This is a genomic window from uncultured Eudoraea sp., from assembly GCF_947260015.1.
GTDB lineage: Bacteria > Bacteroidota > Bacteroidia > Flavobacteriales > Flavobacteriaceae > Eudoraea.
Window position 1 is genome coordinate 98679 of record NZ_CAMYOM010000002.1, and the last position, 14889, is coordinate 113567.

Consider the following 14889-nt stretch of genomic DNA (forward strand, 5'->3'; position numbering starts at 1 on the left):
AGGGAATAGTTTAGAATGATTGCAAGTATTAAGAGTTTTGAGCCATCATTAACAAATAAAAAACAGTAGTATGAAAACATTAGCGCTTATTTTAGGTTTATTAATTTCGGGGATTATTGCCAATGCACAGGATGCAAAAGGTATTACTATTAAAGTCACTATTGAAAATGTTCTTAGTGATGAAGGTCAAATCCTGGCAGCATTGCATACCCAGGATACTTTTATGAGAGGTGCGGGAATCCAAAGTTTTAGCTCTGAGGCCAAAACTGGAAGCATTTCCTTCGTTTTTGAAGATGTAAAGCCCGGATCTTATGCAATTTCATCTTTACATGATGCAAATGAAAACCAAAGAATGGATTTCCAGGATAGTGGTATGCCAAAAGAAAATTATGCTATGAGCGGAAATGAAATGATCATGGGACCCCCAACATTTCAGGATGTAAAGTTTGAGGTAAGTACCGAAGATCTTGAATTAGAGCTTCGTTTTTAAATAAGTAAAAACTATAAAAAGCCCGCTTAATGCGGGCTTTTTATTTTAAAGGTTGACTAAAACAAATATATCCTGAATGACTAAGCTATCATTCAATGGTATAAGTGTTATATCTCCTCTGCCAGCCAGGCTTTCATCATCCAAACTGTTTTTTCTTGTTCCGTAATAAAATCGCTCATCATGGAATTAGTTCCCTCATCTTGGGCCTCATCAGAGTCTGCCAGGATTTTACGTTCAATAAGCAGAAGTTCTTTTAAAGAATCAACGATCAGTTGAATTGCTTCTTCATCCTTTGTTACATTTTTACCTATCGGAACATTTGAATTTTCCATATAATCCTCAAAGGTATGAAGTGGAACTTCACCTAAGGTTAATATTCGTTCGGCAATTTCATCTACTTTTAAATTTGCATCGTCGTATAACTCTTCAAATTTTGCATGCAGATCAAAAAAACTTTTCCCTTTAATGTTCCAGTGAATACCTCTTAGGTTTTGATAGTACGTTTGAAAGTTTGCTAACAATTTATTCAAATCCTTACTTAGTGACTTGGATTTCTCCGTATTCAGACCAATACTGTTTAATTTCATCATGTATTTTTTTATTTATTATAAAGTTATTAAATATTTATTCCTTGTAGTATAAATTTTATTGATAGTTCTTATATTTGTATTACACAAATTTATGATAGATGACCATTACCCAATTGCAATATGTTTTGGCTGTTGCGGAGTACCGGAATTTCACCCTGGCTGCCGAAAAAAGTTTTGTTACGCAGCCTACTCTGAGCATGCAAGTGCAAAAACTTGAAGACGAACTCGACGTACTTATTTTTGACAGAAGCAAGAAACCGATCCGTATAACAGAAGCGGGTCAAAAAATTGTTGCACAGGCAAAAAACATTGTAAATGAAGCCGAACGAATAAAGGATATTGTTGATCAGGAAAAGGGGTTTATTGGTGGTGAATATACTCTGGGTATTATTCCCACAGTTATGCCCACTTTACTGCCCATGTTTCTTAAAGCATTTATCAATAAATACCCGAAGGTAAATCTGATAATAAAAGAGCAAAGTACAGAAACCATTATAAGGAATATACAGGAAGGCCATTTAGACGGTGCTATTGCCGCAACACCTCTGGAAATAGAGTACATAAAAGAAAGGCCGTTATATTATGAACCCTTTGTTGGGTATGTACCTAAAAACCATAGACTTAGAGAAGCAAATAAACTAAATCCAAGTGATCTGGATATTAGTGATATTTTATTGTTAAAGGACGGGCATTGTTTTAGAGATGGAGTGATAAATCTATGCAAAACACCAAAAAAATACGAAGATGAGCATTTTCGGTTACAAAGCGGCAGTTTTGAAACATTGGTGAATCTGGCTGATGAAGAAATGGGAATGACCTTATTACCTTACCTAAATACCCTGGAATTGGATGAGAAAAAAAAGAAAAATTTAAAATTTTTTAATAAGCCCTCTCCAGCCAGGGAAGTAAGCCTTATTTATCACAAAAGTGAACTTAAGATCCAGATTACACGGGCATTAAATGAAGTTATTTCGGGGATTGTGCGTGGTGCAATCACGTTTCAGGATGTAAAAATTATTAGTCCGATCAATAAAAATTAAAAGCCACCTTGTTGGGTGGCTTTTAGGTTATACGTTTAGATAAATTAATGTAGGCTGTAGCTCTGGCTTATCCGTAATAAAATTTTGTAACCAGGCTTTCAACTCTTCAATTTCGTCAGGCAATAGTTTAGTTATTGCTTTTTTGAGTTCTTTACTAAAGAGTTTTACATCAAAACTTACTTTTTGGAGTACTGTTTTATAATACTCCAGAACAGCTTTTGCCATATTTAGACTTTGTTTTAAAAAAATTGTTATTCCAAATTTAACCAAAAAAAGCTTTGGTTTATTGTATGTATTTCGTTAAAAATTGGATAATTTCATGTTAAGATCTATTTTTTTCCTAACCAAGTGCGTGATAATAAAGTAAATAAAATCTTAAATATTTGTAGTTTAGCCCTTTCATTAGTTCTTTTTGGGGCCTGCGCGTCTGGTAAAAAGTTAGACAAAACTTTCAATGCTGCATTGAAGCCTGAAACTTTCAGAAATCATTTTACCGGAATTATGATCTTCGATCCAAAATCCGGTGATACTTTGTACCGTCTCAACAGTGATAAGTATTTTACTCCGGCTAGTAATACTAAAATTTTTACCCTTTATACATCATTAGTACTCCTGCCCAAACAGATTCCCGCATTGAAATATTGTAAAGTGAACGATACCCTGTTTATAGAAGGTACAGGAGATCCCTCCTTATTACATCCATATTTAAACGACAGTTCTGTAACCCGGTTTTTAAAGGACTATAAAAATATCTCCCTCATACAGAATAACTTTATGGATAGCAGATTAGGACCTGGCTGGACATGGGAAGACTATGATGGGTATTATTCTGCCGAACGCAGTGGCTTACCCATATTTGGTAATGTTGTAACTATCTCTAATACGGATTCCCTACGTGTGATTCCCAACTATTTTATGTCGAATGTAAACCTGCTAAAAAACACAATTAATCGCGAGATTGATACAAATACTTTTTATTTCGATCCTACAAGAAAAGACACTCTTGAAATTCCATTTAAAACAGATAATATTGTAATTCAGCGGCTTTTGGAAACAGCGCTCGGCAGAGAAATATCAATAGTTCAAAAAATGCCTTGCGAAGAAAAAATGATACTCCCGGGAATATTAACCGATAGTATAAATAAAAGAATGATGCAGGAAAGTGATAATTTTTTAGCTGAGCAATTACTCCTCCTGGCATCCTCTACCCTATCAGATACTTTAAACACAGAAACAGCTATAGCGTACATGCTAAAAAATCACCTTAAAGGTTTAAAACAAACGCCTAGATGGGTAGATGGTTCCGGACTTTCCAGATATAATCTTTTTAGCCCTGAGGCTATGGTATATGTTTTACACGAAATTTACAGGGAGGTTCCAAAAGAACGACTATTCCATCTTTTTGCAGTTGGAGGAGAATCGGGTACAATAGCTAATTGGTACCCGGGAAATCCCCATCCATATATCTATGCGAAAACAGGTACACTTGGTAATAATCATAATATAAGTGGGTATTTAATAACTAAATCCGGGAAAACCCTGATATTCAGTTTTATGAATAATCATTTTACGAATCCCTCTTCGGATATAAAAAAACAAATGCAGCATGTTTTCGAGTGGGTACGGGACAACTATTAAATTATCTTATTTAAACTCGCGTATTGCAAGAGCATAATGGTTTTTGCATCTTTTATTTCCCCTTTTCTAATCATATCCAGTGCCTTATCAACTAAAACTTCAAGTACTTCAATATTTTCACTCTCATCTGCTGCACCCCCACCTTCTCCTACTTTCATTTGCTCTTCGTATTCCCCAATAAAAAAGTGAAGTATTTCGGTTACGGAGCCGGGAGACATATATGATTCAAATACCTTTTTTACATGATGTATTTTATACCCGGTCTCTTCCTCTACTTCTTTTTTGATGCAGTCTTCAGGATGAGCCCCATCCAAGACTCCGGCGCATACCTCTATCATCATCCCGGAAGGATTTCCATTTAAAAAGGTGGGCATCCTGAATTGTTTGGTTAGAATAATGGTTCCTTTCTGTTTGTTATACAACAAGATTGCAGCTCCATTTCCACGGTCATAAGACTCGCGAATCTGAGTTTCCCATTCACCATCATCCTTTTGATATTCATATGTGTACTTGCATAAGGTGTACCAATTATCTGATAAAACGTCTTTTCTAATATTTTTAATCTTGTTGTTCAAATTCGTCGAATTTTATATTAGTTGAAGTATTTCATATAAATGGTTTATACGGTAAGTGCATTATTTAAATACCTTCTAAAAGGCAGCATTTCTCTGTATACCTTTATAATAATTTCTTTAAAATCATTGCTTAGTACCTGATCTTTTGAAAGCTCGTGAACTACGGCATAGGATTTATTTCTCAACAAATCAATGTAAGGATGCTCCTTGTTAAAACCTTTGGGAGCAGCTTTCAACTTTTCATCAATATACAGCGAGCCAAAAGTTTCTTTAAATGAATCTTTATTGATAATTTTTATTAGTTCTTCCCCATTATAATCTATAGCATCCCTTATACTTCGTAGTGATTTTGGATCCGGCCGCCAAATACCGCCGGCAAGCAAAGATTGATTTATTCCAATCTGAATATAGAAATCTCCTGTCCCGGGTGCTTTATCCATACCCGCGCCAAAGTGATCTTTATAAATAGGCTTGTTCGGGTGAAACATAAGATTATTATTAATCCTGTTTATGCCCTTTTTTCCAGGAGTTGGGTAATAATACTTATCAATATCTGCCAGGGTATTATCCAGATCATCTAACCAGCTAATAAATTCTGTGCGAATTTCCTTATACCTTTTTCGGTTGGTGTCCATCCAGACCTTGGAATTGTTCTTCTCCAATTCACTTAAAAAATCAAATAGCTTATTAAAATTCATAAGGAGATAAGTCTGGCTCCGCAGTTTTATAGCTGTTTATTTAGAATCGATTATCGCCATCCAGCAGATCCCCTATTCCTCCCAAAATACTTCCTTCACCTTTATCTTTTCCTCCCCCTTTTGGCGCTGCAGCCCAAACTCTGCCAGCCAGTCTGCTAAAAGGCAGGGATTGAATATAAACCGTTCCCGGTCCTCTTAAAGACGCGAAGAACAATCCTTCACCACCAAATACAGTATTTTTGATTCCTCCAACAAATTCAATATCGTAGTCTATATCCTTCGTAAACCCTACAATACAACCCGTATCAACTTTTAAAATTTCACCCGGTCCTAACTCTTTCTTAGCCAGGGTACCACCGGCATGAACAAAGGCCATCCCATCACCTTCCAGTTTCTGCATTATAAAACCTTCACCCCCAAACAGGCCCCTGCCAAGTCGTTTAGAGAATTCTATCCCAATAGAAACTCCTTTGGCCGCGCAGAGAAAGGCATCTTTCTGACAAATAAATCTCCCCTGTTTTTCAGATAAATCAATGGGCAAAATCTTACCCGGGTAAGGAGAAGCAAAACTAACTTCCTTTTTGCCTTGACCCACATTTAAAAAAGCAGTCATAAACAAGCTCTCGCCGGTAAGAATTCGTTTTCCAGCCGAAAATATTTTGCCCAGTACACTGTTATCCTGATTGGAACCATCGCCAAAAATGGTGTCCATCTTTATATCAGTGTCCATCATCATAAAGCTGCCGGCTTCGGCAACAACAGCTTCCTGTGGGTCCAATTCTATTTCCACATATTGCATTTCTTCACCATATATGTGGTAGTCTATTTCGTGATTTGTGTTAGTCATTTTATTTGAATTTTTTAATGTTTAATGCAACTTTATATTGGTATCGATTTATGCAGATTTGTTACAATTACTACTAAATATATAGCGTTAATAATTGCTTTTTTAGGATTCAAAGATTCAACAGTTTTTTAATAATCTACCTATTTTGTCTCTAAATTTAAAAAATTAATATGCCTACTACTTTGAAAATCAATTTAATTAAAGTCCGTTTCCAGTTAATTTATAATAATAAAGTAGGGTTTTCAACGTTTTTTTTTATAGTAAAAAATGAACTTTAATTATTTGCTATGATTTTTTCTAAATTTTTCTATCTACAATTCCGAAGAACAATTAAGTCAGTTTTCTTTATATGTGCCCTAGCATTTTTAACTAGTTGCAATAGCGATGATGATGCTTTTGCACAAGTCACAGTAAACGGAACAGTAATTGTAACAGATGTCTCTGACTTCAATGGGGATATCGATGCCAGTTATACAGGAAATGGGGGGACATTGAATCGTTCATTCATTTGGAACAATAACTTGAGTACGGCTGATTACAATGCAGACATTACGGCAACTTCTCTTGGAAACTTTCAAATAACTGTTAGGGATTCTGAAGAAACAATTGTTTTAGATAGAACCATTCAAGGAGGAACAGAACCTGACAGTATTGATGGAGTTACATCATCTGGAGCATCTGGCATTTGGACGGTTACCATTCAGTTAACAAATTTCAATGGGGATGGTAGTTTTTCCCTAAGTGAAGGTAACTAAAGAAACAGACTATTATTTTCGATATAATTAGGTTAATGCTATTCATAAGTGTTAACCTAATTTTATGTTGAGTAATATTTATACACCCATTGTGATATAGTCTATTTCATGTGCGTTCATTGTAATTATTTTAAGTTATCAATAGTTAGTTGATTTAGAAATCAAAATGTTACAAATACTACTTAAATATTAAAATATCAGGTTCTTAATTTAACCGTCCATTCAAAATTAAAAATAGAAACCACTAGTCCGTCTTCATTTATCCCAATAGATTTCATCCAAAAGGTTTGCCCCTCTCCTGTAGCGATGGTCTGGTCTAATGCTTCTTTTATCTTATGCCCATCCTTGCAGGTGAACGTAATTTTACCAGTTGCTTTTTTAGAGAAATTAGCATTATTATTGGCAACAAGCATGGAAATGCTTTCAGCACGTTCTCTGATCTGTGAACTAACCATAATACCGGTGCTAAGTTCGGCTGCCATACCCTGAACGGCCCAGAACATGGATTTAAAAGGGTTCTGATTAAACCATTTATGTCTTACGCTAACTACAGCTTTCTCTTCATCGCAGGATCTAAGTCGAACCCCGCACCACCAGGCCGATGGTAATTTAAAAAAGGCAAAGACATTGAATTTACTGGGACTTAGGCTCATTGAACTAAAAATATATGGTAAAAGTAAGTATTCTATTTTAACTTATAAATGTTAATTTTTTGTTAAATATTAGTACTATGTTTTGCATAATACCTTCTTTTAGCCATATATTTGCATAAGAAACTAATATGCCATGACAGAGACATTGACCAAACACGAAAGAAGTTTATCCGCAGTTATTCATGCGTCTACCCTTAGCAAGTACTTTATTCCCTTTGGGAACTTCCTCTTGCCTTTGGTATTATGGATTGCAAACAAGAAAGAACACAGCTTTGTTGACTACAATGGGAAGCAGGCTTTAAATTTTCAAATTAGCCTCTTATTGTACTCTATCATTCTTGGAATCATATCCGTTCCTTTCATACTTGGATTTATACCAGGCATTTTTGATGGAGGGTTATTGGATATTCGCGATTACAACGAGTTCAACAATATCAATTTTCATTTTATAGGTGAAAATTTACATTTTGGGTGGTGGCTTTGGCCTATAGGAATTACAGGTTTGTTACAGGTTGCTCTCTTCATTATCAATATAGTTTACACCATTTTGGCCACTTTAAGGACAAATGAAGGGCAGTATTTTAAATATCCTATAACGATCAATTTTATAAAATAATAAACAGCATTAATCAAGCTGTATAACAGGAGTTATTCATCAATAAAAAAAGGAGTTTATTTATCAATCATCATCAAATGAAAAACAAAAAAACGAACAGTTAAACAGATGCTGTAATAAATCCGTGACATCAGGATCAGCACAAAACAGAATTATGAAATTATGAACATAGAAAACACAAAAGCACAGATGCGAAAAGGAGTTTTGGAATATTGCATACTCTCCATTCTTAGAGGAGAAGATAAGTATGCTTCCGAAATCCTTGGAAAACTCAAAGATGCAAAAATGCTGGTGGTTGAAGGTACAATTTATCCCTTGCTTACCAGGTTGAAGAATGCCGGGTTGCTCAATTATCGATGGGAGGAATCAACCTCCGGCCCACCCAGGAAATATTATGCACTTACAGAAACAGGTAAAGTGTTCCTTAAAGAATTGAACATTACCTGGGATGAACTTAGAGGAGCAGTTAATTTGGTTACCAATACTAAAAACAACTAACAATGAATAAAACAGTAAATATAAATCTCGCAAATATACTTTTTCACATAGATGAAAAAGCATTTAACAAATTACAGCGCTACCTGGAATCAATTAAGCGTTCATTTTCCGGTACGGCCGGAAGCGATGAAATCATTGCTGATATAGAAGCCAGGATAGCTGAACTTTTCCAGGAGAAAATGGAAAACGACAGGCAGGTTATAACCCTTAAAGAAGTAGATGAAGTCATCAACATCATGGGACAACCTGAAGACTACATGGTGGATGAAGACATTTTTGAAGATGAACCAAGAAGGACTGGTGAATCTCGTCCAAGAATTAAAAAACTCTACAGAGATACTGACAACAAATATATTGGAGGAGTATGCGCCGGGCTGGAACATTATCTTGGATTTGATGTCATTTGGATACGGCTGATATTCATTGTATTAGGTATTTTTACAGGTTTTGGTTTTATTGCATATATCCTACTGTGGATTTTAGTGCCCGAAGCGGTTACCACTTCTCAGAAATTGGATATGAGAGGTGAGCCTGTAAACATTAGTAATATTGAACGAAAAGTAAAAGAGGGTTTTGATGATGTTGCAGATAAGGTAAAAAGTGTAGATTATGAAAAAGTAGGTGATAAGGTAAAAAGCAGTGGCAAAACGTTTTTTGATGCGCTTGGCGATGTTATCATGTTCCTGTTCAAAGTTTTCGGAAAATTTATTGGGATATTATTAATCATAATAGGAGCCGCAACTTTAATTGGTCTCTTTATAGGATTATTCACCGTTGGAATTTTAGATATTGTACATATCCCAGGTATTGATTTTTATGATATGGTAAATTCCACATCCGCCCCGGTATGGCTTGTTTCATTGCTCGCCTTTTTTGCAATAGGCATTCCCTTTTTCTTTCTGCTATACCTGGGATTAAAAATTCTTGTTAATAACCTTAAGTCTATTGGCAACATAGCTAAATTTTCATTGCTGGGATTATGGCTACTATCCATTATCGGATTGAGTGTTTTAGGAATTCAACAAGCTTCTGCTCATGCTTTTAACGGGACTACAACTGTTAAAGAAGATTTGAATTTTGATCAAGGAATTGACACTTTACGAATTAGCCTGCGATCCAGTGATATATATGAAGATCAGGAAAATGTAGGGATCAATGGAATGACCATTACCTATGATGAAAATGGGGATAAACTGTTATTTGCCGACGACGTGCGTTTTGATATTAAAAAGTCTGAGGACTCTATTGCTCATATTCGAATTAGAAAGGACGCAGACGGAAATTCTTTTGCATCTGCAAAAGATCGGGCAAGGCAAATCGATTATAATTATTCCGTTGATGATAAAACCTTGTTACTCGACAATTTTCACACAACAGATGCTAAAAATAAGGTGCGGGACCAGGAAGTACGCGTTACGGTTTATGTTCCGGTAAAGAGTGTTATATGGTTTGATGAATCTGCCAAACGCCACATTGGGAGAATAACCCGATATGACAAGGATATTTATCGAAGCGAAATAATAGATTACCAATGGCTTATGCAAAACAACGGTGTATTGCAATGTCTGGACTGTCCGGAAGACCTCGAAGATGATGATGATGAGGAAGATGGTCGTATAATTATCAATGAAAATGGAGTAGATATTGACATTAAAGACAATGGTGATTCCTTTAAGATGAAAATCGACGAGGAAGGAGTAAAGATCAAAACCAATGATAATAACTAAAAGTTTACAATTCATCATTGCTATTCAACAACTGGGTAATACATATTAAATTTTTCTAACAAAAACAGAGAATTTTGATCAATCAATTTAAAACAATAATCAATAAATCAGAGTCCAGATAAAATTTGGACAAAAAAACGACTATCATGACAACATTAGCAAGAATTACAATCGCATTTATTCTGGCACTATTTCTTTCCTCATGTGCCTTTGACATTAATTTTGGTGACGGCAAAAAAGGAAACGGGGTTGTTGCCGAAGACCGAAGAGAGATTACAGAAGAGTTTACTGTGGTATCTGCCTCAGAAGGCCTGGATGTTTATGTTACGCAGGCCAAAGATTTTGAAATCACCGTGGAAGCTGATGAAAATATTATCGACTTAATTGGAACAGATATCCGGGATGGTAAGTTAAAAATCCATGCTATAGAAAATATTGGCAGAGCAACTAAAAAGGTATATGTCTCTATGCCCGAAATTAGCGGACTTGAATCTTCCAGTGGTGCAGATTTAATTGGGAAGAGTGTTATTGAATCTGACAAAATTTCATTGAATGCCAGTAGTGGCTCGGATCTTCAGGTAGAAATAAGCGCTGATGAAGTTGATGCAAGTACGAGCAGTGGGGCAGATATTAAAATATCTGGTGAGGCCAATGTACTGCATGCCAATGCCAGCAGTGGATCCGATATAAAAGCCAGAGATTTTAAAGTACAAACCTGCCGAGCCGAAGCAAGCAGTGGGGCGGATATTTCTGTGAATGTATCAGAGTCTCTGATTGCTGATGCCAGCAGTGGTGCAGATATTTCATATACAGGAGAAGCAACAGTTCAAAAGAAGAAATCTGTTTCTGGAAGTGTTCATAAAAATTAAAATTATATATTCAATTTTAAACAACACACATTTTCTTTAAACTTATTATTTTAACCCCGGTATTCTTGCCGGGGTTATTTCGTCATATATTGGATTTATCTATATTCGTATTAAACAATTGGTAATGAATCTCAATCTAAAAAAGTACACCTTATCCTTGAAACATACCTTTAGAATTTCAAGGGAATCTTATGATTCACAAGATACTTTAATAGTATCTCTGTCTTCCGAAAATTGTATTGGCTATGGAGAAGCAACTGCCAATCCGTATTACGGTATTAGCTGTGAAAGCATGATTTCTGAAATAGAAGGGATTCGCCCGGAAATAGAAGCCTACAATTTTCAAAATACTAAAGACTTTTACTCTTTTATTACATCCTGGGGGCTGAGCAACTTTGCTTTGTGTGCTTTGGATCTTGCTGCTCATGACCTCTATGGTAAAATCATTGGGAAACCACTATACGAGATTTGGGGAACTTCTAAAGAGTATTATCCCATCACCAATTATACGATTGGCCTGGATACCGTAGATAAAATGGTCGCAAAAATGAAAGAAAAACCCTGGCCTATTTACAAAATTAAGTTAGGAACGGAAAATGATGTGGCAATTATTAAAGAGTTACGCAAACATACAAAAGCTATTTTCAGGATTGATGCCAATTGTGCCTGGACCGCAGCGGAAACTATTCACAATGCTCCGTTGTTAAAGGAATTGGGCGTTGAGTTTTTGGAACAACCCCTAAAGGCCGATGATTGGGAAGGGATGGAAAAAGTAATTCACCAAAGCGTTCTTCCGGTAATTGCCGACGAAAGTTGTATAGAAGAGGGTGATGTAGAGAAATGCTGGCTCCATTTTAATGGTATAAATATTAAGTTAACAAAATGTGGAGGACTTACGCCAGCTTTGCGAATGATAGATAAAGCCAGGGAACTAGGTTTGAAAGTCATGGTAGGGTGCATGACGGAATCTACCGTTGGGATTTCTGCCATTGCCCAACTATTACCGAAATTGGATTATGTAGATATGGATGGGGCAATGTTATTATCTGAAGATATTGCAAGGGGTGCTCAAATTAAAGAAAACAGCCATGTTGTTTTTCCTGGAATAAATGGCAGCGGAATAGAATTATTCAAATGAGCACTTATATCAATTCTTTTCCGGGACGCGAAATTATAGTTGGGCAGAAGAAATTTCTTTACTTCGGTGGAACCGCCTATTTTGGGATGCAAACTGATAGGGAATTCCAGAATATTTTTATCGCAAATATCCAAAAACATGGCACTAACTATGGTGCTTCCAGAAAGGCCAATGTTCAACTATCGGTTTATAGAGATGCAGAAACTCATCTTTCAAAATGGGTTGGTAGTGAAGACTGTACAGTCCTATCATCAGGATATCTTGCCGGTCAATTGATTTGTAGCTTATTCAGTGGTAAGCAATATGAGTTGTTCTATACACCAAACAGTCATTCCGCCCTTTACCAATCTAACGTTAAACCTTATATCACTTATTCGGCTTTGCATATTGCATTAAGGGACCATCTGTCATCAAATAAAGAGGCAATACCGGTAATTCTTTTAGATTCAATAGATTTCTCGGGCTACAACTACCCGCAATTTCATGGGTTAACATCACTGCCTTTAAATAAATGCATTCTTGTGGCAGACGATTCACACGGTATTGGGCAAATAGGTCCCGGAAATAGCGGTGTTTTCCAAATTCTCTCGAATTTTAAACCTAAAGAGCTACTAATTTGCTGCTCTTTGGGTAAGGCGTTAGGTATAGATGCAGGAGCAATTTTTGGTACCAACAAAAGGTTAAAACAAGTAATAAAAACCGATTTTTATGCCGGAGCTTCGCCCCCATCACCTGCAAGTATGGCCACATTAATTGAATCTGAAGAAATATATAAATATAAAAAGAAGATCCTGGATTATAATATGAGTTTATTCTTAAATCAAATAAATGATAATAAGAAATTTAGCTTTATACAAGGATTCCCGGTATTTGGTTATTCCGATCCTGAATTAACCAAATTTCTGTACAATAACGGAATTATTGTTACTGATTTCAATTATCCCTCAGAAGAAGCCAGCTTAAAAAGCAGGATAGTATTAACTGCCTTACATACAGAGAAAGACATATCAAAACTTACCTCACTTATTAATTCTTTTTACGATTAATATCTAAACTCATGTGCAGTCCTTTACAATTCATAATTTAATCTGTAATATGCAGTTGGTTTTACAAAAAATATTGTAACTTTTAAGACTTATTTAAGAATAATTATTAAAAACACAAAACTATGAAAAAATTGCTTGGATTAGTTTTATTGATTGTGCTATTAGTCACCGTTACTGCAACCACATCTTTAAAACCTAACAATATGCATACCATTCAAGGCACCTGGGAACTCCAAAGCTTTTATAACTATGATGGACAGGAAATATCAGATACCGCGAACTTACAAGAAGGTTACAGACAAGTAAAAATGTACTATAACGGGAAAGTAATGTGGTCCCGCACCGATCCAAACGATACAATCGGCAGATTCGGTTATGGTTCCTACAAGATAACAGATACGGACCTGATAGAAACTATTGAATATGGAGATTATCAAATGTTGATGGCCCTAGATACCTTACGCGAATTTACTTTTGAATTAATATTAAAGGATGACACTTTTAGTCAGATATCCTTTGATGCGGAAGGTAACCGTACTTTTTCTGAAAACTATATGCGAATTGATTAAACATTTTCGAAGTATAAAAATAACCGCTACAATTGTAGCGGTTATTTTATGACGAATTCTTAGGTTACTTCCTGCGGGGTTTCAATAGTGGCTAAATAGCGTTCTGCATCCAAAGCTGCCATACAACCGGTTCCTGCAGCCGTTACAGCTTGTCTGTATTCCTTATCCTGAACATCACCACTGGCAAAAACCCCTGGCTTACTTGTTTTAGTGGATTTACCAGGTGTTATAAGGTATCCGGTGTCATCCATCTCTAACTGACCCTTGAAAATTTCCGTATTGGGTTTATGACCTATGGCAACAAAAAATCCAGTAATCGGAATTTCCTCTTTTGCACCAGTTTTATTATTCACAATCCGTAAACCTTCAACAACCTGATCTCCCAATATTTCATCCACTTCTGAATTATAACGCAGATCTATGTTTTGCAGACTGTTTACCCTGTGTTGCATAGCCTTCGAAGCTCTCATATAATCCTTACGGACCAACATGGTAACTTTGTTACAAATATTGGCTAGATAAGACGCCTCTTCCGCTGCCGTATCCCCTCCTCCAACAATTGCCACATCTTGTCCTTTATAAAAAAATCCGTCGCATACCGCGCAGGCCGAAACACCACCCCCGCGTAAACGTTGTTCACTGGGAATATTTAAATATTTTGCAGTAGCTCCTGTGGAAATAATCACTGTTTCTGCCTCAATTACCTTAGAATTATCTACGGTTACTTTGTGAATCCCTCCTACCTCATCACTGAAGTCAACTGAAGTCGCCATACCTATCCGAACTTCCGTTCCAAAGCGCTCTGCCTGTTGCTGCAACTGGACCATCATCGTTGGTCCGTCTATACCTTCAGGGTATCCCGGAAAATTATCCACTTCCGTGGTGGTGGTTAACTGTCCTCCGGGCTCCATCCCGGTATACATAAGCGGTTTCAGATCTGCTCTGGCCGCATAAATAGCTGCCGTATAACCGGCAGGACCTGAACCTAATATAAGTGTTTTTACACGTTCAATTTTTTCTGACATGATCAAGTATTAAACTATAATTATTATACTATAAAAGTAGGATTTTCAGGATAAACCTTACTTTAAAAGTTATAAAAAGTTATTATAATTCTATAAGTAAATCTATGTTGTCTTT

The 14889-nt window shown here is 36.1% G+C and carries 18 protein-coding genes; 11 read left to right on the forward strand and 7 right to left on the reverse strand.

Annotation, left to right across the window (positions count from 1 at the left end):
- Nucleotides 1–70: 70 nt before the first annotated feature.
- Complete coding sequence (locus Q0X66_RS01795; RefSeq protein WP_297702768.1) at nt 71–490, forward strand: DUF2141 domain-containing protein; 420 nt, start codon at nt 71–73, stop codon at nt 488–490.
- 107 nt (nt 491–597) lie between these two features.
- Here the strand turns inward: Q0X66_RS01795 and Q0X66_RS01800 are convergent, their stop codons facing one another.
- Entirely contained in the window at nt 598–1077 is a 480-nt protein-coding gene (locus Q0X66_RS01800; RefSeq protein WP_297702836.1) for a Dps family protein, read from the reverse strand.
- Nucleotides 1078–1178: 101 nt separating this feature from the next.
- Here Q0X66_RS01800 and Q0X66_RS01805 point away from each other — a divergent pair, with 101 nt between their 5' ends.
- Nucleotides 1179–2120 carry a LysR substrate-binding domain-containing protein gene (locus tag Q0X66_RS01805; protein WP_297702769.1) on the forward strand — a complete coding sequence of 314 codons (942 nt, stop codon included), beginning with the start codon at nt 1179–1181 and terminating at the stop codon, nt 2118–2120.
- A gap of 27 nt (nt 2121–2147) precedes the next feature.
- Here the strand turns inward: Q0X66_RS01805 and Q0X66_RS01810 are convergent, their stop codons facing one another.
- The gene (locus Q0X66_RS01810; RefSeq protein WP_297702770.1) at nt 2148–2345 is read right to left on the reverse strand and encodes a hypothetical protein; all 198 of its coding nucleotides are present in this window, start codon (nt 2343–2345) and stop codon (nt 2148–2150) included.
- Nucleotides 2346–2468: 123 nt separating this feature from the next.
- Here Q0X66_RS01810 and Q0X66_RS01815 point away from each other — a divergent pair, with 123 nt between their 5' ends.
- Nucleotides 2469–3758, forward strand: a complete 1290-nt coding sequence (locus Q0X66_RS01815) for a D-alanyl-D-alanine carboxypeptidase (RefSeq protein ID WP_297702771.1) — start codon at nt 2469–2471, stop codon at nt 3756–3758.
- On the opposite strand, the gene nudK is transcribed toward Q0X66_RS01815, so the two are convergent.
- Genes nudK through Q0X66_RS01830 form a run of 3 tightly spaced genes read right to left on the reverse strand, consistent with a single transcriptional unit; the run spans nt 3755 to nt 5878 of the window.
- Nucleotides 3755–4333, reverse strand: coding sequence for a GDP-mannose pyrophosphatase NudK (gene nudK, locus Q0X66_RS01820; RefSeq protein WP_297702772.1), 579 nt, complete (start codon nt 4331–4333; stop codon nt 3755–3757). The two genes, Q0X66_RS01815 and nudK, sit on opposite strands and share 4 nt — an antisense overlap.
- 44 nt (nt 4334–4377) lie before the next feature.
- Nucleotides 4378–5031, reverse strand: coding sequence for a DUF2461 domain-containing protein (locus Q0X66_RS01825; protein ID WP_297702773.1), 654 nt, complete (start codon nt 5029–5031; stop codon nt 4378–4380).
- Between the two features lie 40 nt (nt 5032–5071).
- Entirely contained in the window at nt 5072–5878 is an 807-nt protein-coding gene (locus tag Q0X66_RS01830) for a TIGR00266 family protein (RefSeq protein WP_297702774.1), read from the reverse strand.
- A 287-nt stretch (nt 5879–6165) separates the two neighbouring features.
- Here Q0X66_RS01830 and Q0X66_RS01835 point away from each other — a divergent pair, with 287 nt between their 5' ends.
- Nucleotides 6166–6633, forward strand: a complete 468-nt coding sequence (locus Q0X66_RS01835) for a hypothetical protein (RefSeq protein ID WP_297702775.1) — start codon at nt 6166–6168, stop codon at nt 6631–6633.
- A gap of 197 nt (nt 6634–6830) precedes the next feature.
- Here Q0X66_RS01835 and Q0X66_RS01840 read toward each other — a convergent pair whose 3' ends face one another.
- Nucleotides 6831–7286, reverse strand: a complete 456-nt coding sequence (locus Q0X66_RS01840; protein WP_297702776.1) for a DUF4442 domain-containing protein — start codon at nt 7284–7286, stop codon at nt 6831–6833.
- 133 nt (nt 7287–7419) lie between these two features.
- Between Q0X66_RS01840 and Q0X66_RS01845 the strand changes: the two genes are divergently transcribed.
- From Q0X66_RS01845 to Q0X66_RS01875, 7 genes are all read left to right on the forward strand, one after another.
- Nucleotides 7420–7902 (forward strand): DUF4870 domain-containing protein, encoded by a 483-nt coding sequence (locus tag Q0X66_RS01845; protein ID WP_297702777.1) that lies wholly within the window; start codon nt 7420–7422, stop codon nt 7900–7902.
- Nucleotides 7903–8064: 162 nt separating this feature from the next.
- Entirely contained in the window at nt 8065–8400 is a 336-nt protein-coding gene (locus tag Q0X66_RS01850) for a PadR family transcriptional regulator (protein ID WP_297702778.1), read from the forward strand.
- Nucleotides 8401–8402: 2 nt separating this feature from the next.
- Nucleotides 8403–10127, forward strand: a complete 1725-nt coding sequence (locus tag Q0X66_RS01855) for a PspC domain-containing protein (RefSeq protein ID WP_297702779.1) — start codon at nt 8403–8405, stop codon at nt 10125–10127.
- Between the two features lie 146 nt (nt 10128–10273).
- The gene (locus Q0X66_RS01860) at nt 10274–10996 is read left to right on the forward strand and encodes a head GIN domain-containing protein (RefSeq protein WP_297702780.1); all 723 of its coding nucleotides are present in this window, start codon (nt 10274–10276) and stop codon (nt 10994–10996) included.
- A 124-nt stretch (nt 10997–11120) separates the two neighbouring features.
- Nucleotides 11121–12134, forward strand: coding sequence for a dipeptide epimerase (locus tag Q0X66_RS01865; protein WP_297702781.1), 1014 nt, complete (start codon nt 11121–11123; stop codon nt 12132–12134).
- Nucleotides 12131–13180, forward strand: coding sequence for a pyridoxal phosphate-dependent aminotransferase family protein (locus Q0X66_RS01870; RefSeq protein WP_297702782.1), 1050 nt, complete (start codon nt 12131–12133; stop codon nt 13178–13180). Before Q0X66_RS01865 ends, Q0X66_RS01870 begins: the two co-directional genes overlap by 4 nt.
- A 122-nt stretch (nt 13181–13302) precedes the next feature.
- Nucleotides 13303–13749, forward strand: a complete 447-nt coding sequence (locus Q0X66_RS01875) for a hypothetical protein (protein ID WP_297702783.1) — start codon at nt 13303–13305, stop codon at nt 13747–13749.
- A 59-nt stretch (nt 13750–13808) separates the two neighbouring features.
- Here Q0X66_RS01875 and trxB read toward each other — a convergent pair whose 3' ends face one another.
- Nucleotides 13809–14774, reverse strand: coding sequence for a thioredoxin-disulfide reductase (gene trxB, locus Q0X66_RS01880; RefSeq protein ID WP_297702784.1), 966 nt, complete (start codon nt 14772–14774; stop codon nt 13809–13811).
- Nucleotides 14775–14889: the final 115 nt, after the last annotated feature.